This window comes from Escherichia sp. 93.0816 (assembly GCF_013368855.2).
In the GTDB taxonomy this organism is placed as follows: domain Bacteria; phylum Pseudomonadota; class Gammaproteobacteria; order Enterobacterales; family Enterobacteriaceae; genus Escherichia; species Escherichia ruysiae.
Genome location: NZ_JABWNC020000022.1, coordinates 17,513 through 39,035, shown reverse-complemented (window position 1 = coordinate 39,035; position 21,523 = coordinate 17,513). Strand labels below are relative to the sequence as shown.

General features: G+C 51.6%; 23 protein-coding genes. 10 read left to right on the top strand and 13 right to left on the bottom strand.

Features of this window, described 5'->3' with window-relative positions; genetic code table 11:
• Window positions 1-53 precede the first annotated feature (53 nt).
• From cpxP to cdh, 5 genes are all read left to right on the top strand, one after another.
• Window positions 54-554 carry a cell-envelope stress modulator CpxP gene (gene cpxP / locus HEM79_RS18460; RefSeq protein ID WP_176242544.1) on the top strand — a complete coding sequence of 167 codons (501 nt, stop codon included), beginning with the start codon at window positions 54-56 and terminating at the stop codon, window positions 552-554.
• Window positions 555-702: 148 nt separating this feature from the next.
• Window positions 703-1,605: a CDF family cation-efflux transporter FieF gene (gene fieF, locus HEM79_RS18455; protein WP_001076752.1), complete on the top strand. Its 903-nt coding sequence runs from the start codon at window positions 703-705 to the stop codon at window positions 1,603-1,605.
• 180 nt (window positions 1,606-1,785) lie between these two features.
• Entirely contained in the window at window positions 1,786-2,748 is a 963-nt protein-coding gene (gene pfkA, locus HEM79_RS18450) for a 6-phosphofructokinase (protein ID WP_001355350.1), read from the top strand.
• A gap of 313 nt (window positions 2,749-3,061) precedes the next feature.
• Window positions 3,062-4,051, top strand: a complete 990-nt coding sequence (gene sbp / locus HEM79_RS18445; RefSeq protein ID WP_001045693.1) for a sulfate/thiosulfate ABC transporter substrate-binding protein Sbp — start codon at window positions 3,062-3,064, stop codon at window positions 4,049-4,051.
• A 104-nt stretch (window positions 4,052-4,155) separates the two neighbouring features.
• Window positions 4,156-4,905, top strand: coding sequence for a CDP-diacylglycerol diphosphatase (gene cdh / locus HEM79_RS18440; protein WP_010349502.1), 750 nt, complete (start codon window positions 4,156-4,158; stop codon window positions 4,903-4,905).
• 55 nt (window positions 4,906-4,960) lie between these two features.
• Here the strand turns inward: cdh and tpiA are convergent, their stop codons facing one another.
• Window positions 4,961-5,728, bottom strand: a complete 768-nt coding sequence (gene tpiA, locus HEM79_RS18435; protein ID WP_001216323.1) for a triose-phosphate isomerase — start codon at window positions 5,726-5,728, stop codon at window positions 4,961-4,963.
• A 107-nt stretch (window positions 5,729-5,835) separates the two neighbouring features.
• Window positions 5,836-6,435, bottom strand: coding sequence for a YiiQ family protein (locus HEM79_RS18430; RefSeq protein WP_016158828.1), 600 nt, complete (start codon window positions 6,433-6,435; stop codon window positions 5,836-5,838).
• A gap of 100 nt (window positions 6,436-6,535) precedes the next feature.
• On the opposite strand from HEM79_RS18430, the gene HEM79_RS18425 reads away from it, so the two are divergent.
• The 3 genes from HEM79_RS18425 (at window position 6,536) to uspD (ending at window position 7,927) form a co-directional block, all read left to right on the top strand.
• Complete coding sequence (locus HEM79_RS18425) at window positions 6,536-6,976, top strand: DUF805 domain-containing protein (RefSeq protein ID WP_021551627.1); 441 nt, start codon at window positions 6,536-6,538, stop codon at window positions 6,974-6,976.
• A 211-nt stretch (window positions 6,977-7,187) separates the two neighbouring features.
• Window positions 7,188-7,487 (top strand): DUF406 domain-containing protein, encoded by a 300-nt coding sequence (locus HEM79_RS18420; RefSeq protein WP_000655995.1) that lies wholly within the window; start codon window positions 7,188-7,190, stop codon window positions 7,485-7,487.
• Between the two features lie 11 nt (window positions 7,488-7,498).
• Window positions 7,499-7,927 carry a universal stress protein UspD gene (gene uspD / locus HEM79_RS18415; RefSeq protein ID WP_000323549.1) on the top strand — a complete coding sequence of 143 codons (429 nt, stop codon included), beginning with the start codon at window positions 7,499-7,501 and terminating at the stop codon, window positions 7,925-7,927.
• A gap of 4 nt (window positions 7,928-7,931) precedes the next feature.
• On the opposite strand, the gene fpr is transcribed toward uspD, so the two are convergent.
• The 4 genes from fpr to glpF all read right to left on the bottom strand — a co-directional run bounded on the left by fpr (window position 7,932) and on the right by glpF (window position 12,358).
• A complete protein-coding gene (gene fpr, locus HEM79_RS18410) occupies window positions 7,932-8,678 on the bottom strand; it encodes a ferredoxin--NADP(+) reductase (RefSeq protein WP_176242519.1) in 747 nt (248 codons plus the stop codon).
• Window positions 8,679-8,774: 96 nt separating this feature from the next.
• Entirely contained in the window at window positions 8,775-9,785 is a 1,011-nt protein-coding gene (glpX, locus tag HEM79_RS18405) for a class II fructose-bisphosphatase (RefSeq protein WP_176242517.1), read from the bottom strand.
• Window positions 9,786-9,981: 196 nt separating this feature from the next.
• Complete coding sequence (glpK, locus tag HEM79_RS18400; protein WP_000136801.1) at window positions 9,982-11,490, bottom strand: glycerol kinase GlpK; 1,509 nt, start codon at window positions 11,488-11,490, stop codon at window positions 9,982-9,984.
• Between the two features lie 22 nt (window positions 11,491-11,512).
• Window positions 11,513-12,358 (bottom strand): glycerol uptake facilitator protein GlpF, encoded by an 846-nt coding sequence (gene glpF, locus HEM79_RS18395; RefSeq protein WP_000084260.1) that lies wholly within the window; start codon window positions 12,356-12,358, stop codon window positions 11,513-11,515.
• Between the two features lie 424 nt (window positions 12,359-12,782).
• Between glpF and zapB the strand changes: the two genes are divergently transcribed.
• On the top strand, window positions 12,783-13,028 hold the full coding sequence (gene zapB, locus HEM79_RS18390; protein ID WP_001296623.1) for a septal ring assembly protein ZapB: 246 nt from the start codon (window positions 12,783-12,785) through the stop codon (window positions 13,026-13,028).
• A gap of 84 nt (window positions 13,029-13,112) precedes the next feature.
• On the opposite strand, the gene rraA is transcribed toward zapB, so the two are convergent.
• From rraA to priA, 7 genes are all read right to left on the bottom strand, one after another.
• Window positions 13,113-13,598: a ribonuclease E activity regulator RraA gene (gene rraA / locus HEM79_RS18385; RefSeq protein WP_000872908.1), complete on the bottom strand. Its 486-nt coding sequence runs from the start codon at window positions 13,596-13,598 to the stop codon at window positions 13,113-13,115.
• Window positions 13,599-13,690: 92 nt separating this feature from the next.
• The gene (gene menA, locus HEM79_RS18380; RefSeq protein ID WP_176242515.1) at window positions 13,691-14,617 is read right to left on the bottom strand and encodes a 1,4-dihydroxy-2-naphthoate polyprenyltransferase; all 927 of its coding nucleotides are present in this window, start codon (window positions 14,615-14,617) and stop codon (window positions 13,691-13,693) included.
• Window positions 14,618-14,683: 66 nt separating this feature from the next.
• Entirely contained in the window at window positions 14,684-16,015 is a 1,332-nt protein-coding gene (gene hslU, locus HEM79_RS18375; RefSeq protein ID WP_001293348.1) for an HslU--HslV peptidase ATPase subunit, read from the bottom strand.
• Window positions 16,016-16,024: 9 nt separating this feature from the next.
• Window positions 16,025-16,555 carry an ATP-dependent protease subunit HslV gene (gene hslV / locus HEM79_RS18370; RefSeq protein WP_000208242.1) on the bottom strand — a complete coding sequence of 177 codons (531 nt, stop codon included), beginning with the start codon at window positions 16,553-16,555 and terminating at the stop codon, window positions 16,025-16,027.
• Between the two features lie 92 nt (window positions 16,556-16,647).
• Entirely contained in the window at window positions 16,648-17,607 is a 960-nt protein-coding gene (ftsN, locus tag HEM79_RS18365) for a cell division protein FtsN (protein ID WP_000068842.1), read from the bottom strand.
• Between the two features lie 91 nt (window positions 17,608-17,698).
• Window positions 17,699-18,724, bottom strand: coding sequence for a DNA-binding transcriptional regulator CytR (cytR, locus tag HEM79_RS18360; RefSeq protein WP_000644887.1), 1,026 nt, complete (start codon window positions 18,722-18,724; stop codon window positions 17,699-17,701).
• A 155-nt stretch (window positions 18,725-18,879) separates the two neighbouring features.
• On the bottom strand, window positions 18,880-21,078 hold the full coding sequence (gene priA, locus HEM79_RS18355) for a primosomal protein N' (protein WP_176242513.1): 2,199 nt from the start codon (window positions 21,076-21,078) through the stop codon (window positions 18,880-18,882).
• A 203-nt stretch (window positions 21,079-21,281) separates the two neighbouring features.
• Between priA and rpmE the strand changes: the two genes are divergently transcribed.
• Entirely contained in the window at window positions 21,282-21,494 is a 213-nt protein-coding gene (gene rpmE / locus HEM79_RS18350) for a 50S ribosomal protein L31 (RefSeq protein ID WP_000710770.1), read from the top strand.
• Window positions 21,495-21,523 lie beyond the last annotated feature (29 nt).

Below are 21,523 nucleotides of genomic sequence, written 5' to 3'. Positions count from 1 at the left end.
AATCGTAAACTCTCTATCGTTGAATCGCGACAGAAAGATTTTGGGAGCAAATGATGCGCATAGTTACCGCTGCCGTCATGGCCTCAACGCTGGCAGTCAGTTCATTAAGCCACGCTGCTGAAGTCGGTTCAGGCGATAACTGGCATCCGGGCGAAGAACTTGCGCAGCGCAGTACGCAGAGCCATATGTTCGACGGCATAAGTTTAACCGAACATCAGCGTCAGCAGATGCGAGATCTTATGCAACACGCCCGGCATGAACAGCCTCCTGTTAATGTTAGCGAAGTGGAGACAATGCATCGCCTTGTCACCGCAGAAAATTTTGATGAAAACGCTGTGCGCGCTCAGGCAGAAAAAATGGCGAAAGAACAGATCGCTCGCCAGGTTGAGATGGCTAAAGTCCGCAACCAAATGTATCACCTGTTAACGCCAGAGCAGCAAGCGGTTTTAAACGAGAAACATCAACAACGAATGGAGCAGTTGCGCGACGTGACGCAATGGCAAAAAAGTTCATCGTTGAAGCTATTGAGTAGTAGCAACTCACGTTCCCAGTAGTAAACCCTGTTTTCCTTGCCATAGACACCATCCCTGTCTTCCCCCACATGATGTGGGGGTTTTTTTTATCTTCAATTTGCCTGTTGCTTGATGCATTGCAGATGATTTGCTTCCGTTATACTACCGTCAGTTGATAGCGGGAGTATTTATGAATCAATCTTATGGACGGCTGGTCAGCCGGGCGGCGATTGCTGCGACGGCGATGGCTTCGCTGCTATTGCTGATTAAAATTTTTGCATGGTGGTATACCGGTTCGGTGAGTATTCTTGCCGCGCTGGTGGATTCGTTGGTGGATATTGGCGCGTCGTTGACGAATTTACTGGTGGTGCGTTACTCGCTGCAACCTGCCGACGACAATCACTCGTTTGGTCACGGTAAAGCCGAGTCCCTCGCGGCGCTGGCGCAAAGTATGTTTATCTCCGGTTCGGCGCTGTTCCTGTTTTTGACTGGTATTCAGCATTTGGTTTCTCCGACGCCAATGACAGACCCAGGCGTCGGGGTTCTCGTGACTATTGTGGCGCTAATTTGTACGATTATCCTTGTTTCGTTTCAGCGTTGGGTCGTGCGCAGGACGCAGAGCCAGGCGGTGCGGGCAGATATGCTACATTATCAGTCCGATGTTATGATGAACGGTGCGATTCTGCTGGCGCTGGGGTTGTCCTGGTATGGCTGGCATCGTGCTGATGCCCTGTTTGCATTGGGAATCGGCATCTATATTTTATATAGCGCGTTACGCATGGGGTATGAGGCGGTACAGTCATTACTGGATCGCGCGCTGCCCGATGAGGAACGGCAAGAAATTATTGATATCGTGACTTCCTGGCCGGGAGTTAGCGGCGCTCACGATCTTCGCACGCGGCAGTCAGGGCCGACCCGCTTTATTCAGATTCATTTGGAAATGGAAGACTCTCTGCCTTTGGTTCAGGCGCATATGGTGGCGGATCAGGTAGAGCAGGCTATTTTACGGCGTTTTCCGGGATCGGATGTGATTATTCATCAGGACCCCTGTTCCGTCGTACCCAGGGAGGGTAAACGGTCTATGCTTTCATAATCAGTATAAAAGAGAGCCAGACCCGCATTTTGTGTATAAAATACCGCCATTTGGCCTGACCTGAATCAATTCAGCAGGAAGTGATTGTTATACTATTTGCACATTCGTTGGATCACTTCGATGTGCAAGAAGACTTCCGGCAACAGATTTCATTTTGCATTCCAAAGTTCAGAGGTAGTCATGATTAAGAAAATCGGTGTGTTGACAAGCGGCGGTGATGCGCCAGGCATGAACGCCGCAATTCGCGGGGTTGTTCGTTCTGCGCTGACAGAAGGTCTGGAAGTAATGGGCATTTATGACGGCTATCTGGGTCTGTATGAAGACCGTATGGTACAGCTAGACCGTTACAGCGTGTCTGACATGATCAACCGTGGTGGTACGTTCCTCGGTTCTGCGCGCTTCCCGGAATTCCGCGACGAGAACATCCGCGCTGTGGCTATCGAAAACCTGAAAAAACGTGGTATCGACGCGCTGGTGGTTATCGGCGGTGACGGTTCCTACATGGGTGCAATGCGTCTGACTGAAATGGGCTTCCCGTGCATCGGCCTGCCGGGCACTATCGACAACGACATCAAAGGCACTGACTACACTATCGGTTTCTTCACTGCGCTGAGCACCGTTGTAGAAGCCATCGACCGTCTGCGTGACACCTCTTCTTCTCACCAGCGTATTTCCGTGGTGGAAGTGATGGGTCGTTACTGTGGCGATCTGACGCTGGCTGCGGCCATTGCCGGTGGTTGTGAATTTGTTGTGGTTCCAGAAGTTGAATTCAGCCGCGATGACCTGGTAAATGAAATCAAAGCGGGTATCGCGAAAGGTAAAAAACACGCAATTGTGGCGATTACCGAACACATGTGTGATGTTGACGAACTGGCGCATTTCATCGAGAAAGAAACCGGTCGTGAAACCCGCGCAACCGTGCTGGGCCACATCCAGCGTGGTGGTTCTCCGGTGCCTTACGACCGTATTCTGGCTTCCCGTATGGGCGCTTACGCTATTGAACTGCTACTGGCAGGTTACGGCGGTCGTTGCGTAGGTATTCAGAACGAACAACTGGTTCACCATGACATCATCGACGCTATCGAAAACATGAAGCGTCCGTTCAAAGGTGACTGGCTGGACTGCGCGAAAAAACTGTATTAATGATTTCGGGCAGATTTCTTTCGCCTGAAACCGATGACAGAAGCAAAAATGCCTGATGCGCTTCGCTTATCAGGCCTACATGAATTCTGCAATCTATTGAGTTTGCAAGCTTTTGTAGGCCGGATAAGGCGTTCACGCCGCATCCGGCATGAACAAAGCGCACTTTGTCAGCAATATGAGGCGGATTTCTTCCGCCTTTTTAACTCCCCAGCATATACCCGCAAGTTATAGCCAATCTTTTTTTATTCTTTAATGTTTGGTTCACCTTCTGGCACGCTTTACTTATCACAACACAACATAAGAGAGCCGGGCGATGAACAAGTGGGGCGTAGGGTTAACATTTTTGCTGGCAGCGACCAGCGTGATGGCAAAGGATATTCAGTTACTTAACGTTTCGTATGATCCAACGCGCGAGTTATACGAACAATACAACAAAGCCTTCAGCGCCCACTGGAAACAGCAAACCGGCGATAACGTGGTGATTCGTCAGTCGCACGGTGGTTCAGGGAAACAGGCAACATCGGTAATCAACGGGATAGAAGCTGACGTTGTTACGCTGGCGCTGGCTTACGACGTAGATGCGATTGCTGAACGTGGTCGAATTGATAAAGAGTGGATCAAACGTCTGCCGGATAACTCCGCGCCGTATACCTCCACCATTGTCTTCCTGGTTCGTAAGGGCAACCCGAAGCAAATCCATGACTGGAACGACCTGGTTAAACCGGGTGTTTCGGTGATCACGCCTAACCCGAAAAGTTCCGGCGGCGCTCGCTGGAACTATCTGGCGGCGTGGGGATATGCCCTGCACCACAACAATAACGATCAGGCAAAAGCTCAGGATTTTGTGCAATCTTTGTATAAAAACGTTGAAGTGCTGGACTCCGGTGCGCGTGGTTCAACGAATACCTTTGTCGAGCGCGGGATTGGCGATGTACTGATTGCCTGGGAAAACGAAGCTCTGCTGGCAGCAAATGAACTGGGGAAAGATAAGTTCGAAATCGTCACGCCGAGTGAGTCTATTCTCGCTGAGCCGACGGTGTCGGTTGTCGATAAAGTGGTGGAGAAAAAAGGCACCAAAGAGGTGGCAGAAGCCTATTTGAAATATCTCTACTCGCCAGAAGGTCAGGAGATTGCAGCCAAAAACTATTACCGTCCGCGCGATCCTGACGTGGCGAAAAAGTATGAAAATGCTTTTCCGAAGCTGAAGTTATTCACCATTGATGAAGAGTTCGGCGGCTGGACGAAAGCGCAAAAAGAGCATTTCTCTAACGGCGGTACGTTTGACCAAATCAGCAAACGTTAATTTTGTTGACGATAACCAGACCCGGTGGCATCTCGCGACCGGGTTTTTTATTTGTCGCGATTTTGCGTTACCCTTGCATCTCTTTGAGGTACAGGGAAAAAACGATGAAAAAAACGGTTATTCTCATTTTGGTGATGATAGTTATCGCCGTTGCTGCGGGTATCGGCTACTGGAAATTTACCGGTGATTCGGATGTGTTACGTAAGATTGTCCTTGAGCAATGTTTGCCCAACCAGCAGCAAAACCAAAATCCTTCGCCATGTGTGGAAGTCAAACCCAACGCCGGATATGTGGTTTTAAAAGACATTAACGGTCCACTGCAATATCTGTTGATGCCAACATATCGTATTAACGGTACTGAAAGCCCTTTGTTGACCGATCCTTCAACGCCGAACTTCTTTTGGCTGGCCTGGCAGGCGCGTGATTTTATGAGTAAAAAATACGGTAAGCCGGTTCCCGATCGCGCGGTCTCGTTGGCGATAAACTCCCGCACGGGACGCACGCAAAACCATTTTCATATTCATATCTCTTGCATCCGTCCTGATGTGCGCGAACAACTGGATAATAACCTGGCGAACATCAGCAGTCGCTGGTTGCCGCTGCCGGGCGGATTACAGGGGCATGAATATCTGGCGCGCCGGGTAACGGAAAGCGAACTGGTTCAACGTAGTCCGTTTATGATGCTGGCGGAAGAAGTGCCAGGAGCGCGGGAACATATGGGAAGTTACGGGCTGGCGATGGTACGACAGAGTGATAACTCGTTTGTATTACTGGCGACGCAAAGAAATCTGCTGATGCTAAACCGTGCTTCAGCCGAGGAGATTCAGGACCATCAGTGTGAGATTTTGCGTTAAGGCGAGCAGTTAAGGAAAGTTAAGTGCCGGATGTGAAATCCGGCACTTGTCAGACTTAAGCCTGTTTAGCCGCTTCTGCAGCTTTAACGATCACCGCAAAGGCGTCAGCTTTCAGAGAAGCACCGCCAACCAGCGCGCCGTCGATGTCCGGCTGAGCGAACAGTTCTGCAGCGTTAGACGCGTTTACAGAACCGCCGTACTGGATGATCACTTGTTCAGCGATGTCAGCGTCAACTTTAGCGATGTGATCACGGATGAATTTGTGAACAGCCTGCGCCTGCGCCGGAGTTGCAGATTTGCCAGTACCGATTGCCCATACTGGTTCGTAAGCGATAACCGCACCTTCGAATGCTGCCGCACCTTGAGTTTTCAACACCGCGTCGATCTGGCGTGCGCAAACTTCTTCAGTTTTGCCCGCTTCGTTCTCAGCTTCAGTTTCACCGATGCACAGAACCGGAGTCAGACCTTGCTCTTTCAGCACAGCGAATTTTTTCGCGATCAGTTCGTCAGACTCTTTGTGGTAAGTACGACGTTCAGAGTGACCGATGATGATGTACTGTGCGCCGATGTCTTTCAGCATAGCGGCAGAAGTTTCACCGGTGAATGCGCCGGACAGGTTCAGATCCACGTTCTGCGCACCCAACATGATGTGGCTGCCTTCAGCTTCACGCTTCGCCATATCGATGTACATTTCCGGTGGTGCGATTGCAACCGCACAGCCAGCAACACCTGCCAGCTCTTTACGCAGGTTAGAAACCAGCTCGTGAACCATGTGGCGGCTGCCGTTCAGTTTCCAGTTACCCATCACTAAAGGATGTCGCATTTTAATTCTCCACGCTTATAAGCGAATAAAGGAAGATGGCCGCCCCGCAGGGCAGCAGGTCTGTGAAACAGTATAGAGATTCATCGGCGCAAAGGCTTTGCTTTTTGTCATTTATTCAACCCTTCCAGCGTTTCAGATAGCGCCAGCTTAATCGGTTCAACAGCGAAGGTCAGCCCCTTTTCGCCGTTGTCCGCGACAACATAGCGCAACGCGCCTTCTGTCTCAGTGTAGTAACGTTTGTTTTTCCCCGCCGTAAGGAGTGACTGCAGCTTTTTCTGACTTTGTGTTTTGGTCATCAGCGGGGTGAGTGTGCGGATCATTGCTGCCATGTATTCCTGGGCTTTCGCTTTAGCGGCTTTTTGCTCTGGCCCCTGGATTGGCAGCCAGGTAATTTGAATGCTTTTGATTTTTAAGGTGCCGCGCTCAAGCGCCGTGGAAGCATACAAGTTCTCGTTAATTTTACTGGCGGCGCGAGTCAGGTTGGCTTTGTCGGGGCTGCTGTCGATGGCACGAAATTCGTTCAGTGGCAGATTGGGGTTCTGGCTGTTAAAGTCTTCTCGAAACTGGCTGATGGAGAGATCGAAAGTGGGGGCGCCAGCCAGCAGGTAGGGCGCTGTCGTTGCCGTGCCAGGCGATTGTGCGTGCACCGTTGCACTAACGGATAACACGGCAGATAAGAGAAAAAACACTGAACACCCTGACTTCATCGGCAGTACCTTTTGTTATGACTGGGTTCGATTAAAACGATATCTGTCGCCCTTGTCAAAAGGGTAGAATCCTGGAAAAGACAACCATCAAGGAACTTACATGACCATACAGCAATGGTTATTCTCATTTAAAGGGCGTATTGGACGCCGCGATTTCTGGATTTGGATTGGCCTCTGGATCGTTGGCATGTTGGTGCTTTTCTCACTGGCGGCTAAAGAATTACTCGATATCCAGACAGCCGCTTTTTGCCTTGTGTGCCTGCTATGGCCGACAGCGGCAGTGACGGTGAAACGACTGCACGATCGTGGGCGTTCTGGCGCATGGGCATTTCTGATGATTGTAGCGTGGATGCTTCTGGCGGGTAACTGGGCGATTTTACCGGGCGTGTGGCAATGGGCGGTGGGGCGGTTTATTCCGACGTTGATTCTGGTGATGATGCTTATCGATCTTGGCGCATTTGTCGGCACCCAGGGCGAAAATAAATTTGGTAAAGACACCCTGGACGTAAAGTATAAGTCTGAGAATAAATCAAGCCATTAATCTGCAATATATCTCTTATTGCTATTTTTATCCGGTATCGTTATTTCCATATTGCAAATGACGATACCCGGAAAATCTCCCTCATTTCCTCACCTTAATCAATATCAAAAAAAATGGTAATCCATAAGATCATTACTTGTTTGTTCTTCCCTTAACGGCGCATTATTCTTAAGTGGCAATCGACAGAGAGGCGAATATACAGAGGTGCCCTATGAAAGATGTCGTAGATAAATGCAGTACTAAAGGATGTGCGATTGATATCGGTACGGTGATTGATAACGACAACTGTACCAGCAAACTTTCGCGCTTTTTTGCTACCCGCGAAGAAGCCGAGTCCTTTATGACCAAACTGAAAGAGCTTGCAGCCACTGCATCCTCTGCGGATGAAGGTGCCAGCGTGGCCTATAAGATTAAAGATCTGGAGGGGCAAGTCGAGCTTGATGCAGCTTTCACCTTCTCATGCCAGGCCGAGATGATTATTTTTGAGTTATCACTGCGTTCACTTGGTTAATGGAGTTAAACATGGCTTATAAACACATTGGCGTGGCAATTTCCGGGAATGAAGAAGATGCCCTACTGGTGAACAAAGCCCTGGATCTCGCCAGACATAATGACGCTCATCTGACGTTAATTCATATTGATGATGGCTTAAGTGAGTTGTATCCGGGTATCTACTTCCCCGCAACAGAAGATATTCTTCAACTGTTGAAAGATAAGTCGGATAACAAACTGTATAAGCTGACGAAAAATATTCAGTGGCCGAAAACGAAACTGCGCATTGAGCGCGGAGAAATGCCGGAAACACTGCTGGAAATTATGCAAAAAGAGCAGTGTGACCTCCTTGTCTGTGGTCATCACCACTCGTTTATCAACCGTTTGATGCCGGCATATCGCGGGATGATCAATAAGTTGAGTGCGGATCTCTTGATCGTGCCATTTATCGACAAGTAACCGCTTACCAGTAATGCTCCGCTGTCATGTGACCCGGTCGGCGACGTAAATGTTTCGTCATCTGCCGGGTCTCTTTCAGCAGTTGTTGCGTATCACGTACCATCTGCGGATTACCACACAGCATCACATGGCTGGTTTCTTTATTCATTGGCAGTCCAACCGCGTTTTCCAGCTCACCGCTTTCAATTAACGCCGGTATTCTCCCGGTGAGTGAGCCCGCAGCCGTTTCCCGACTGACAACCGTCTGAATGCGCAGTTTTCCTTCGTAGTGTTTTTCCAGTTCCTGCATCAGTGGCAAATAGCTTAAGTCGGCGGCGTAACGCGCGGCGTGAACCAGTACCAGATTTTTGAAGCGATCTAAATCTTTGCCTAATTGCAGAATCGACAAATAAGGGCCAATCGCTGTACCGGTTGCCAGCATCCATAGCGTTTCACAATCTGGTACTTCATCCAGTACAAAGAAGCCAGCCGCTTCGCTAACCACCTGCACTTCGTCACCCGGTTTTAGTGCCGCCAGTCGCGGGCTTAATTTGCCATCGGGGACGGTGACCAGGTAAAACTCCAGGTCGGGATTGTCGGGCGAATTAACGTAAGAGTAAGCGCGCTGGACGCGTTCGCCGTCAATTTCAAGGCCAAGTTTGGTGAATTGCCCGGCGGTAAATGGATGCACAGGGGCGTGAACGGTGAGACTAAACAGGGCGTCGGTCCAGTTCTGCACTTTAGTGACTTTGCCTGTTACCCAATCAGCCATGTTTCTCTCCTGTTTTGATTGACTTGCCTTATCTTCGTTCTCCGGACAAAAAAATTCCAGTCCCGAAGGACTGGAAGGCTCAATCGATCAAATCAATCAGAGAATGTGTTCCTGCATTTCCGGGTCTTTACGATCCAGATAATGGATGGACTGAATACGGCGAATAGTGCGGGATTTGCCACGGATTAGCAGCGTTTCGGTGGTGGCGATATTGCCTTTGCGGCTAATCCCTTCCAGCAGATCGCCTTTGGTGATACCGGTGGCAGAGAAGATGACGTTATCGCTACGCGCCATATCGCCCAGACGCAGCACTTTACCCGCTTCAATGCCCATCGCTTTGCAGCGTGCCAGCTCCTGTTCGCCAATGCGACGATTCTCTTCGTTGTCACCTTTGACGTCATGACGAGCCAGCAGACGACCATTCATGTCGCCATTTAATGCGCGGATCACCGCCGCTGAAACCACGCCTTCCGGCGCACCGCCAATACCGTACAGCACGTCAACTTCACTGTCTGGCATACAGGTGAGAATCGAGGCTGCGACATCGCCATCTGGAATAGCAAATACGCGCACGCCGAGTTGCTGCATTTCTGCGATAACCGCGTCGTGGCGCGGTTTCGCCAGAATAGTGACCGTCAGTTCGCTTAACGGTTTGCCGAGTGCCGCTGCAACATTGCGCAGGTTATCCGCCAGCGGCAGATTCAGATCAATGGTGCCCTTAGCTCCCGGTCCGACGATCAGCTTTTCCATATACATATCCGGCGCATTAAGGAAGCAGCCTTTATCGCCGACAGCCAGCACTGCCAGCGCGTTAGCCTGACCCATCGCCGTCATGCGCGTGCCTTCAATTGGGTCAACAGCAATATCTACCGCATCGCCGCGACCAGTACCGACTTTTTCACCAATGTAGAGCATCGGTGCTTCGTCGATTTCGCCTTCACCAATGACGATGGTGCCGTCAATGTTGACCTGGTTGAGCATAATACGCATGGCGTTTACCGCCGCGCCGTCAGCGGTGTTTTTATCGCCGCGTCCTAACCATTTGTAGCCAGCCAGCGCCGCAGATTCGGTGACGCGGGAAAATTCGATGGCAAGTTCTCGTCTCATAGCAAACTCTAAGCAGTAAGGAATGGCGCGAAGTGTAGCACAGGGGAAGGGCGGGATTATTGATGTGTGCGGGGTTGCCCCCGCACGGTTTCAGAGTCTGTATGATGCCGGATATGTATCCGCCTCGTAGGCCTGATAAGACGCGTCAGCGTCGCATCAGGCGATGAGCATCAGGCAATTGGTCAGATGCCTGGCATCACTCCTCGTGTTCTTCCCACGCCATCGCGCGTTTAACCGCTTTTTTCCAGCCAGCGTAACGGTAATTACGCTCGGTGGTTTCAATGCCAGGGCGGAACTCGCGTTCAATCACCGCTTTCTCTTGCAGCTCGTCAAGGTTCTGCCAGAAGCCAACCGCCAGACCAGCAAGATACGCTGCACCCAATGCGGTCACTTCGCGCACTTCCGGGCGCTCAACGCGAGTGCCGAGGATGTCAGACTGGAACTGCATCAGGAAATTGTTCGCCACCGCGCCGCCATCCACGCGCAGTGCGTGCAGACGAATACCGGAGTCGGCCTGCATTGCTTCCAGTACGTCACGCGTCTGATAAGCAATCGACTCCAGCGTCGCGCGGATGATGTGGTTAGCATTCACCCCACGAGTCAGACCGAAAATCGCCCCGCGCGCATACGGATCCCAGTACGGCGCGCCCAGACCGGTAAAGGCCGGAACGACATATACGCCGTTGGTATTTTGCACTTTGGTGGCAAAGTATTCGGAATCGTCGGCATCGCTAATCAGCTTCATCTCATCGCGCAACCACTGAATCGATGCGCCCGCCATAAATACCGCGCCTTCCAGCGCATAGTTCACTTCGCCAGTCGGGCCACAGGCGATGGTGGTCAGCAGGCCGTTTTCTGATGTCACCGCTTTCTCACCGGTATTCATCAACATAAAGCAGCCTGTACCATAGGTATTCTTCGCCATCCCTTCTTTAACGCACAACTGACCGAATAGCGCCGCCTGCTGATCACCCGCGATCCCGGCGATCGGAATACGCGTGCCGCCTTTACCGCCGATGTTGGTCTGACCGTATACTTCCGAAGAGCGACGCACTTCTGGCAGCATCTCGCGCGGGATATCCAGTGCGTCGAGCATTTTGTCGTCCCAGTCCAGAGTATGGATGTTGAACAACATGGTGCGAGACGCGTTGGTGTAATCGGTCACGTGAACGCGACCTTGAGTCATTTTCCAGATAAGCCAGGTATCAACCGTACCAAACAGCAGTTCACCACGACGCGCACGCTCGCGGGAGCCTTCCACATGGTCGAGGATCCACTTCACTTTGGTGCCAGAGAAGTACGGGTCAATGACCAGACCGGTGTTATTACGAATGTACTCTTCCATGCCATCGCGTTTGAGATGCTCGCAGATCTCAGCGGTACGACGGCACTGCCAGACAATGGCGTTATAGATAGGCTTGCCGGTTTCTTTTTCCCAGACGATAGTGGTTTCTCGCTGGTTAGTAATCCCAATAGCTGCAATTTGATCGGAACTGATATCGGCTTTCGCCAGCACTTCTACCAGCGTAGAGCTTTGGGTGGCCCAGATTTCCATTGGGTCGTGTTCTACCCAGCCTGGTTTTGGGTAGATTTGCTCAAATTCGCGCTGTGACACGCTAATGATATTGGCATCGTGATCCATCACGACTGCGCGGGAGCTGGTGGTGCCCTGGTCGAGCGCAACGATATATTTTTTTTCAGTCATGTTTAATTGTCCCGTAGTCACATTACAGTGAAGCTTTTTGTTCTGAAGGAGTTGTGATCTCCTTTTCTTCCACAACACAGATATCGCAAGGCAAATGGCGGCCAATCAGTTTGCGGTAGGCAAATGCACCTACAATCGCGCCAACGATAGGGCCAAAAAGCGGCACAAGGAAGTAAGGAATGTCTCTGCCGCCAGTAAAGGCGACCTTGCCCCAGCCCGCCAGCCAGGCAAAGACTTTCGGACCGAAGTCACGCGCTGGGTTCATGGCAAAGCCCGTCAATGGCCCCATAGATGCGCCGATGACCGCAATCAGTAGACCAATCAACAACGGTGCCAATGGCCCACGCGGTACACCGTTACCATCGTCCGTGAGCGCCAGGATCAGCCCCATCAGAATAGCGGTAATCACCATTTCAACTGCGAAAGCCTGCACAAAATTGATATGAGGGTTAGGGTAAGTAGAGAATGTGCCCGCCAGATCAACACTTTCGACGCTGCCGCGAACAATATGATGGGTCTGTTCGAAGTCGAGGAATAAATTGTAGTAAAGCCCGTAAACTAATGCCGCAGCGCAGAAAGCACCGGCAACTTGTGAAATGATAAAAGGAATAACTTTTCGCTTGTCGAAACAGGCAAACAGCCACAACGCAATAGTGACAGCGGGATTAAGATGCGCGCCGGAAACCCCTGCGGTCAGGTAGATGGCCATTGCCACCCCTAGTCCCCATATGACACTGATTTCCCACTGACCAAAAGACGCACCAGCGACTTTAAGTGCTGCAACGCAACCCACACCGAAAAAAATCAACAACCCGGTCCCTAGGAATTCGGCAATGCACTGGCCTTTCAAGGTTGATGTTTGACTCATAATCGGATCCTGAAGAGTTAATGTTTGTTGTAAGCGTGAAAGTCACTGACGTTCACGATGCTTGTAGGCATCCTGTGAATTTATCGTTAACGAGCAAAAACGAGAAATATCGAAATCAAAATGTGTGTGCCGCGTCATAAAATGAGCGTTATCGCGCCATTTCTTTCATATTTTCTTACATGATGCACGTTTGTTAAATTATTCTTGCAACAAATTTTTTAACATTTTCGATTCGTGTGGATTATGTCACCAGGAGAAGGATGAAAAGTGTGGCAAACTGGAATCTGCAAGGCATGCTGCTGGACAGAGATAGCGCGGCTTCATACAATCGGAGCTAACGAAAACGCGCACGTATTTATTAAGGCGTCACCGATAATCGGGACGAGGATTTATATCCATCAACGCCTTGCAATTCAGGAGAGGTATGACAATGTCATTAGAAGTGTTCGAGAAACTGGAAGCAAAAGTACAGCAGGCGATTGATACCATCACTTTGTTGCAGATGGAAATCGAAGAGCTGAAAGAAAAAAACAACTCACTGTCGCAGGAAGTTCAGAATGCCCAGCATCAGCGTGAAGAGCTGGAGCGTGAGAACAACCATCTGAAAGAACAGCAGAACGGCTGGCAGGAACGTCTGCAGGCTCTGCTGGGTCGCATGGAAGAGGTCTGATTACGCTTCATCTTTCGCGTAATTGATTTACTGTGTAGGCCAACAGGTAACGCAGAAAAAAGGCACCTTACGGTGCCTTTTTTATCACTCGATATCCAGCGGATCTTCAGAAAGAATAATCCCGGTATTGTCGGCGTAGAGATGGTCGCCGGAGAAGAAGGTGACGCCGCCAAAGTTGACGCGGACATCGCTTTCGCCAATGCCTTCGCCAGCAGCACCGACCGGAATTGCCGCCATCGCCTGGATGCCGATATCTAACTCTTCCAGATCATCTACCTGACGCACCGCGCCGTAAATGACCAGCCCTTCCCATTCATTTTGTACTGCCAGACGCGCCAGTTCAGCATCGACCAGTGCGCGACGAACAGAACCACCGCCATCGACGACAAGAACACGACCACGACCATTCTGTTCGAGCAGATCATACAGCAACCCGTTGTCCTCGAAACATTTTACCGTGATGATTTGTCCGCCAAACGACGCCCGTCCACCAAAGTTGGAGAACAGCGGTTCCACGACGTTGACATCTTCTTGATAGATGTCACAAAGCTCGGAAGTATCGTATTTCATAGGCTTAACATTCAGTTGCTGCGAGAATTTTCAGTATATCGCGCTATGTGGGTTGTTGGCAAAATCATCAATTGTTAATTGATATTTGTCAGTTATGCTGCCCACTGGCTTAGGAATATCCCTAAAACAAACAGCAAGTTAGTCAGTAATGCGCCCTTGACAGTGCGTTCCAGCATTGGTCGCATCGCTACCGGATCCATTTCACGCATCACATAACGAGCCTGTTTCACCAATAACGGCGTTGCCAGCAGGAACAACCAGCCCCACAGGCTGTGCAGCGAAAAGAGATTAAACAGCGTCAGGCACACCAGTGAGCCCATCAGCAGGCAGGCATGGTAACGACGTGCGTTTACTGCACCTAAGCGCACCACCAGCGTGTTTTTGCCATTCTCGCGGTCGCTATTGATATCACGCAGGTTGTTAATGTTCAGAACCGCTGTTGCCAGCAGGCCACAGGCGGTCGCCGGAAGGATCAATGCCGGAATCAACGTATGCGCCTGCAAATACCAGCTCCCCATCACGCTCAACCAGCCAAAGAAAACCAGTACGGAAATATCACCCAGACCGATATAACCATAAGGGCGATTGCCCACGGTGTAGGTGATAGCGGCGATGATCGACAAACCGCCCAGAATCAGGAAGCCGACAAAATCGGTCAGCGTATGGCACGCCACTGCGACCAGCGCCAGTCCGGAGAGACAGATGAGCACGACGGTAATGATGAGCGCCCGTTTCATCTCTTGCTGGGTAATAACCCCTTTTTGCATACCACGTAGCGGCCCGATACGGTCAGGTTTGTCGCTGCCTTTGACGGCATCGCCGTAATCATTGGCGAGGTTAGAGAGAATTTGAAGCAGTCCGGCGGTAATCAGTGCCAGCAGGGCGACCAGTGGATCGAAGTGACCTTGCCACCATGCCAGTGCTGTCCCGACGATAATTGCAGCAAAGGCGAGGGGGAGGGTTTTAGGTCGTAAACTTTCCAGCCACGCCTGAGTTCGGCTAATTTGTTGTTCAGTCATAATACGCGCCAATAAAAATGGGGCCTTTCAGCCCCATCAAACAATGATGAAAATGATTGAACGCGATTATAGGATAAAACGGCTCAGATCTTCATCTGCCACCAACGCATCCAGATGTTTGCTCACATAATCTGCGTCAATGGTGATAGTTTGACCGCTTAAATCGCTGGCGTCGTAGGAAATCTCTTCCATCAAACGCTCCAGAACGGTATGTAAACGACGTGCACCGATGTTTTCGGTAGATTCGTTCACCTGCCATGCCGCTTCCGCGATACGCTTAATACCGGAATCCGTAAATTCGATATTCACGCCTTCAGTCGCCATCAGTGCTTTGTATTGCACGGTGATAGAGGCATTCGGCTCGGTCAGAATGCGCTCGAAGTCGCTGGTGGTCAGCGCCTGGAGTTCGACGCGGATCGGCAGACGACCTTGCAGTTCCGGGATCAGGTCAGACGGTTTCGCTACCTGGAATGCACCAGAAGCGATAAACAGAATGTGGTCAGTTTTGACCATCCCGTGTTTGGTAGAAACGGTGCAACCTTCTACCAGCGGCAGCAGGTCACGCTGAACGCCTTCACGAGAAACATCCGGACCAGAAGACTCGCCGCGCTTACAGATTTTGTCGATTTCGTCGATAAACACGATCCCGTGTTGTTCAACGGCGTCGATAGCGTCTTGCTTCAGTTCTTCCGGGTTAACCAGTTTCGCCGCTTCTTCTTCAATCAGCAGCTTCATGGCGTCTTTGATTTTCAACTTACGCGCTTTTTGCTTCTGACCGCCCAGGTTCTGGAACATGGACTGCAACTGGCTGGTCATCTCTTCCATTCCCGGAGGCGCCATAATTTCAACGCCCATCGGTGCTGCGGCAAGATCGATCTCGATTTCTTTGTCATCGAGCTGGCCTTCACGCAGTTTTTTGCGGAATGCCTGACGGGCAGCGGACGGCTCCTGCTGCTGTTCGGTCTGTCCCCAGTTGTTTTTAGCTGGTGGGATCAGCACGTCGAGAATACGTTCTTCTGCCAGTTCTTCCGCGCGATAACGGTTTTTCTCGATAGCTTGTACACGCACCATTTTCACGGCGGCATCGGTCAGATCGCGGATGATAGAATCGACTTCTTTACCCACATAACCGACTTCGGTGAATTTGGTCGCTTCAACTTTGATGAACGGCGCGTTTGCCAGTTTTGCCAGGCGGCGGGCGATTTCAGTTTTACCGACGCCAGTCGGGCCGATCATCAGGATATTTTTCGGGGTCACTTCATGGCGCAGCTCTTCGTTGAGCTGCATACGACGCCAGCGGTTACGCAGTGCAATCGCCACGGAACGCTTGGCGTTATCCTGGCCAATGATGTGCTTATCAAGTTCGCTGACGATTTCGCGTGGGGTCATTTCAGACATGGGAGATCCTTACGCTTTGTAGCTTAATTCTTCGATGGTATGGAAATGGTTGGTATAGATGCAAATGTCGCCTGCAATATCCAACGCCTTTTCAGCAATTTCACGAGCACTCAGTTCAGTGTTTTCTAACAGTGCGCGCGCCGCCGCCTGGGCATAAGGTCCGCCGGAGCCGATAGCAATAAGATCGTTTTCTGGCTGCACTACGTCACCATTACCGGTGATGATCAGCGAAGCGGTTTCATCCGCGACTGCCAGCAGTGCTTCAAGTTTGCGCAACATGCGATCGGTACGCCAGTCTTTTGCCAGTTCAACGGCAGCTTTAACCAGATGGCCCTGATGCATTTCCAGTTTACGTTCAAACAGTTCGAACAGCGTAAAAGCATCCGCAGTACCGCCCGCAAAGCCCGCGATGACTTTGTCGTTGTACAGACGGCGGACCTTTTTCACGTTGCCTTTCATTACGGTATTGCCCAACGTGGCCTGACCATCACCAGCGATGACCACATGGCCGTTACGGCGTACGCTTACTATAGTTGTCACGAGCTGACCCCTTGGTTACGAATACAGAGTACAAACCCCGTACAAAAGTACGGGGCATAATGCAATTATAAATGGGGGGGATTTTGAGGGTTTCAACCCCCGGCGGCGAGCCGAATGCAGTTTGTATGACCCGCCATCTTCAGGCGATTGAGGGTGCTGTCTGCGTTCTCTTTGCCTTTCACCGGGCCAATGACCACACGATTCCAGCCATTGTTGGTGGTAATTTTCGAGTCAAAACCTTCGAACGCCAGTTGAGCACGTACCGTCTCTGCCTGTTCTGCGCCTCTGAACGAACCGCACTGTACCATCCAGCGGCGCTCATCTTTTTTCTCCGCCGTCGGTTTTGGCGCGTCAGCTGCACGAGCAACTGGCGCGGCTTGCTGCGGCTTCGACTGCGCGGTCGTGTGCGCAGGGGTTTGCAGCAGATCCTGGTACGGCTGCTGAGTAGAAGCCGGTTTAGACTGGCGCGGCTGTGACTGAACCGGTGCGGCTTGCGACGTACGCGTCTGCTGCTGCCAGCTTTGTTCGGTTGTACGTGACTGCTGAGCCAGGCGTTGCTGTTCCGCTAACTGCTGCGCCTGACGCTGGCGTTGTAGCGTTTGCTGGCGCTGTTCTGGCGTCTGCTCATTCCACGGAACTTCAACTAACTGCGTTGGCTGCTGGCGCATATCGGCCTGCATTTGTTCAAGAAGCTGGCGCTGTTCTGGTGTCAGTTGCTCCGGCGTTTTTACTTCACCACCGGCAGAAGGTTCTGTTGGCGCACGCACACCCGGCTGGCGACTTTCCAGCTCTTTAATGTAGCGCCAGCGTTCTTCCGGTTTTGGAGGTAGTCCGTTTCCGGTCACTTTCTGGCTTTGCAGCGTCTCGGACTCTTCTTTCTTGTGATGCGTAATGAAGTACAGACCACCGATAAAGGTCACAAGAACGGCGGCAGCAATAGCGACCATTGCGGGAGAAACCGCAGGCAGATTTCGTTGCTTTTTCCGTGAGGTACTCTTTTTTCGCCGCGAAGGTGCCGGTTGGCTGCGGCGTACATAATCTCGTTGTGCCACTATCGTTTCGCTGTATTTATTCGTTCGTCAGCCCGCCATGTTACTTAAGCGGCGGGCCTTTGACCAGTCACGGAAGCCTTAAAGGTTTACTTTAAGTCAATGTGCGTGTCGATCCCCGGATAATAAGCTCGCAGTCCATTAAACGTGAGCCACTGCCGACCGTTTGCCCCTGCATTTGGTCAAGCAATAACAACATTGCCTCCCGACCAATTTCATAGCGCGGTTGTGCGATGGTTGTCAGTGGCGGATCACAAAATTGCGTCAGGTCGATGTTATCAAAACCGATTATGGAAAGGTCATCAGGAACTTTCAGCCCCTGACGTTTCGCCTGCGAAAGCGCGCCAAGTGCCATCACATCGCTATGACAGAAAACAGCAGTTGGCGGTTGCGGAAGGTCAAGCAACTGCTGCATGGCTTTGCTTCCGGCGTCGAAGGTGAAGTCGCCACGGGCGATATATTGTGGATCAACCATAATTCCGCAGCGACGCAGAGCCTGAACGTAACCTTGCAGGCGATAGTGACACAGCGGCATTTCTTCCGGACCAGCAATACAGCCGATCAATTTATGCCCCTGTTCATACAGGTAATTTACCGCATCAAATGCAGCAGTCAGGTTGTCGATATGAACTGTAGGCAGTTCCAGCTCCGGTGCAAATTCGTTCGCCATCACCATCGGCGGCAGATTACGCTGTTCCTCAATACTGGCATCAAACGGCAGCCTTGAACCAAGCAGCAACATGCCATCAATTTGCTTAGTGATTATCAAGTCGATAAAGGTTTTTTCCTGCTGGTTTTGATGTGCACAGTCGCCAATCAGTACCAGATATCCATGACTTGCTGCCGTAATTTCGATACCGCGAATAATTTCGCTAAAGAAGGGATCGCAGATATCCGGGACAATCACCAGAATGGTGCGGGATTCATTACGCTTGACGTTACGACCCATCGGCTGCGGTAAATAACCCACTTCCCGGGCGGCTTTTTCAACCCGGTTACGAGTCGCCAGGGAGACCTTATCTGGATTCATTAACGCTCGGGAGACGGTCGCCGTAGAAACTTTTGCTTTCAGGGCGACGTCTTTCATGGTTGCGGCAGTTTCCTGCTTCTTCGCTTTCACACTCACTCCTCGCCTGGCACGTCAGGCGTACTACATCCGTGTTTACTTCACATCGGCAACATTTTTAGCAGATAGCGCGTGAAAACGGTTACAGAATTTTCATGAAAAGTGTGATGAATATTTAATTTTTCGATCCGCCTCGCATCGTTAGCGGTTTAACCCTCAATAGGATCGACATCCAGCACCCATTTCACTTTCCGTGAATCCGGTATTGTATTAATAAGCGCCAGCGTACCGTTAATGATGTGCTGTAAGCGCACGCGGGAAGGATGTTGCAGCAGGATCTGCCAGCGCCAGCGACCGCCACGTTTGGGTGCCAGTGCTGGAACCGGGCCGAGAACCCACAGTTTCTCATCCGCCAGCGGACTGGAGAGGATGAGATTTCGCAACTGTTGCAGGAACAGCGGCGCGTGCTGATTGTTATGATCTTCGGCGCGCACAATCACGTGGCTGGTCCACGGTGGTAGCTGCATCATTCGTCGCTCAGCCAGCGCCTGCTCTGCAAAGGCGTCATAGCCTTTATAGAGCAATGTTTGCAAGAGAGGATGTTCCGGATGATGCGTTTGCAGCACCACTTCGCCCTGTTTACCCGCGCGCCCCGCACGACCGGCGACCTGGGTGTAAAGCTGGGCGAAACGTTCTGCGGAACGAAAATCGGCAGAAAACAGCGCGCCGTCCACGTCCAGTAACGCCACAAGTGTGACATCCGGAAAGTGGTGGCCTTTCGCCAGCATTTGCGTGCCAATCAAAATCCGCGCGCCGCCGCGATGTACTTCCGCCAGTTGTTGCTCCAGCGCGCCTTTGCGACTGGTAGTGTCACGATCAATACGTGAAATGGGTACACCAGGGAACATCGGGGCAAGCGTCTGCTCAAGCTGTTCGGTGCCCAGGCCCACGGGCACAAGATGTGTGGAGCCGCAGGAAGGGCACTGGCGCGGCACTGGGCGCTGGCTGTCGCAGTGATGACAGCGCAGATGCTGCTGCGCCTGATGCAATGTATAGTAGTGATCGCAGCGCGGGCATTCGGCTATCCAGCCACAGTCGTGGCACAGCAGCGCAGGCGCAAAGCCCCGGCGGTTAAGAAAGAGGATGACCTGATTGTTGGCCTGTAAATGCTGGCGCATACGGGTGATCAACGCCGGAGCCAGCCCCGCCTGCACCTTCTGACCTTTTAAATCCAGCACGTGTTGAATTGCCGGACGCGCATTCCCCGCTCGGCGCGTCAGGCGCAGCAGGCGATATTTTTTCTGCTGCACATTACATAACGTTTCCAGTGCGGGCGTTGCCGAACCAAGAATTATCGGGATTTGCTCACTGTGAGCGCGATACACCGCCAGGTCGCGGGCATGGTAGCGCCAGCCTTCCTGTTGCTTGTAGGAGCTGTCATGTTCTTCGTCGATGACAATCACGCCGAGATTTTTAAACGGTGTAAACAGCGCGGAGCGAGTGCCAATCACAATCGCCGCCTCGCCATTTTTTGCTTTCAGCCACGCAGAAAGACGTTCGCTATCGTTCAGGCCAGAATGCAGAACTTCTACGGGCGCATTAAAGCGTTCACGAAAACGGGCGATAGTTTGTGGTGTCAGGCCGATTTCCGGCACCATTACCAGCGCCTGTTTGCCCTGAGCGAGCACGTTTTCCAGTACACTGAGATAAACTTCCGTTTTACCGGAGCCGGTGACGCCCGCCAGCAGCCAGGCGGAAAAGGTATCTGCCGCGCTATGGATGGCGCCAACGGCGGTGGCTTGTTCAGTGTTTAGTCGCAACCGCTCGCCAGAAACGGCATAGTTCGTTCGCCAGTCAATAAATTCCGGTGTTTCGCTTGCCAGTTCGCACAAACCTTTTTTACGCAGCGCCTGCAACGCGGCATCATTAAATTCGAGAGTGGCAACCTGGTCGCGCCAGATTTTCCCTTGTCGCAACGCTGCCAGCGCCTGTTGTTGCTTTGGCGAACGTTTCAGGTTGTTGATATCCACCGCCTGGCCTTGTTCGGTGGCAAACCAGTACCACATGGGCGCGTTCGTCGCAGGCCGCCCCTGGCGCAGTAAAATCGGCAAGGCATGAAACAACACATCGCCAATTGGATGATGATAGTAATCCGCCGCCCATAGCAGTAATCGCCAGACGGAGTGAGTAAATACCGGCTCAACGTCCAGCACTTCAACTACCGCTTTTAGCTCGTTGAGCGGCAGCTCGCTGACATCGCTAACGGACACCACAATCCCGATGCGTTCTTGCTGTTTACCAAACGGCACGCGCACGCGACACCCGGCTTTAACCGTCATGCCTTCAGGCAGCAGATAGTCAAAGGTTCGGGGAAGCGGAACGGGCAAGGCAACGTGAGCAACGGGCATAGCATCATCCTGACTTGAAATTCGGTGGAACAGTATACACATTGCCGTAGAGGAGTGCGGATCAGTTTGCATACGCTGGTTAATTTCTGTATGATTCGGCGCCTTTGATACGAAATGATCGTATTGAAACTATACTTTAAACATCGCGTGGTGTCTGGCGTTAGGGCTGGAAGAGCGACGCGGCCTTAAACCGAGGTTTTCCCATGAAAAAAGATATTCACCCGAAATACGAAGAAATTACTGCTAGCTGCTCTTGCGGTAACGTAATGAAAATCCGCTCCACCGTTGGTCATGACCTGAACCTCGACGTGTGCAGCAAGTGCCACCCGTTCTTCACTGGCAAACAGCGTGATGTTGCTACCGGTGGCCGTGTTGACCGCTTCAACAAGCGTTTCAGCATCCCGGGCAGCAAATAAGACCGGATTTCCGAAAAAAGCGCCGCACG

Bases quoted from the DNA above. Each gene is read 5' to 3' on its own strand.
- rpmE (WP_000710770.1), top strand. From the start codon at position 21,282: ATGAAAAAAGATATTCACCCGAAATACGAAGAAATTACTGCTAGCTGC.
- fieF (WP_001076752.1), top strand. From the start codon at position 703: ATGAATCAATCTTATGGACGGCTGGTCAGCCGGGCGGCGATTGCTGCG.
- HEM79_RS18430 (WP_016158828.1), bottom strand. From the start codon at position 6,435: ATGAAGTCAGGGTGTTCAGTGTTTTTTCTCTTATCTGCCGTGTTATCC.
- priA (WP_176242513.1), bottom strand. From the start codon at position 21,078: ATGCCCGTTGCTCACGTTGCCTTGCCCGTTCCGCTTCCCCGAACCTTT.
- hslU (WP_001293348.1), bottom strand. From the start codon at position 16,015: ATGTCTGAAATGACCCCACGCGAAATCGTCAGCGAACTTGATAAGCAC.
- glpX (WP_176242517.1), bottom strand. From the start codon at position 9,785: ATGAGACGAGAACTTGCCATCGAATTTTCCCGCGTCACCGAATCTGCG.
- uspD (WP_000323549.1), top strand. From the start codon at position 7,499: ATGGCTTATAAACACATTGGCGTGGCAATTTCCGGGAATGAAGAAGAT.
- HEM79_RS18420 (WP_000655995.1), top strand. From the start codon at position 7,188: ATGAAAGATGTCGTAGATAAATGCAGTACTAAAGGATGTGCGATTGAT.
- sbp (WP_001045693.1), top strand. From the start codon at position 3,062: ATGAACAAGTGGGGCGTAGGGTTAACATTTTTGCTGGCAGCGACCAGC.
- tpiA (WP_001216323.1), bottom strand. From the start codon at position 5,728: ATGCGACATCCTTTAGTGATGGGTAACTGGAAACTGAACGGCAGCCGC.
- HEM79_RS18425 (WP_021551627.1), top strand. From the start codon at position 6,536: ATGACCATACAGCAATGGTTATTCTCATTTAAAGGGCGTATTGGACGC.
- cpxP (WP_176242544.1), top strand. From the start codon at position 54: ATGCGCATAGTTACCGCTGCCGTCATGGCCTCAACGCTGGCAGTCAGT.
- glpF (WP_000084260.1), bottom strand. From the start codon at position 12,358: ATGAGTCAAACATCAACCTTGAAAGGCCAGTGCATTGCCGAATTCCTA.
- menA (WP_176242515.1), bottom strand. From the start codon at position 14,617: ATGACTGAACAACAAATTAGCCGAACTCAGGCGTGGCTGGAAAGTTTA.
- fpr (WP_176242519.1), bottom strand. From the start codon at position 8,678: ATGGCTGATTGGGTAACAGGCAAAGTCACTAAAGTGCAGAACTGGACC.
- pfkA (WP_001355350.1), top strand. From the start codon at position 1,786: ATGATTAAGAAAATCGGTGTGTTGACAAGCGGCGGTGATGCGCCAGGC.
- glpK (WP_000136801.1), bottom strand. From the start codon at position 11,490: ATGACTGAAAAAAAATATATCGTTGCGCTCGACCAGGGCACCACCAGC.
- rraA (WP_000872908.1), bottom strand. From the start codon at position 13,598: ATGAAATACGATACTTCCGAGCTTTGTGACATCTATCAAGAAGATGTC.
- cdh (WP_010349502.1), top strand. From the start codon at position 4,156: ATGAAAAAAACGGTTATTCTCATTTTGGTGATGATAGTTATCGCCGTT.
- zapB (WP_001296623.1), top strand. From the start codon at position 12,783: ATGACAATGTCATTAGAAGTGTTCGAGAAACTGGAAGCAAAAGTACAG.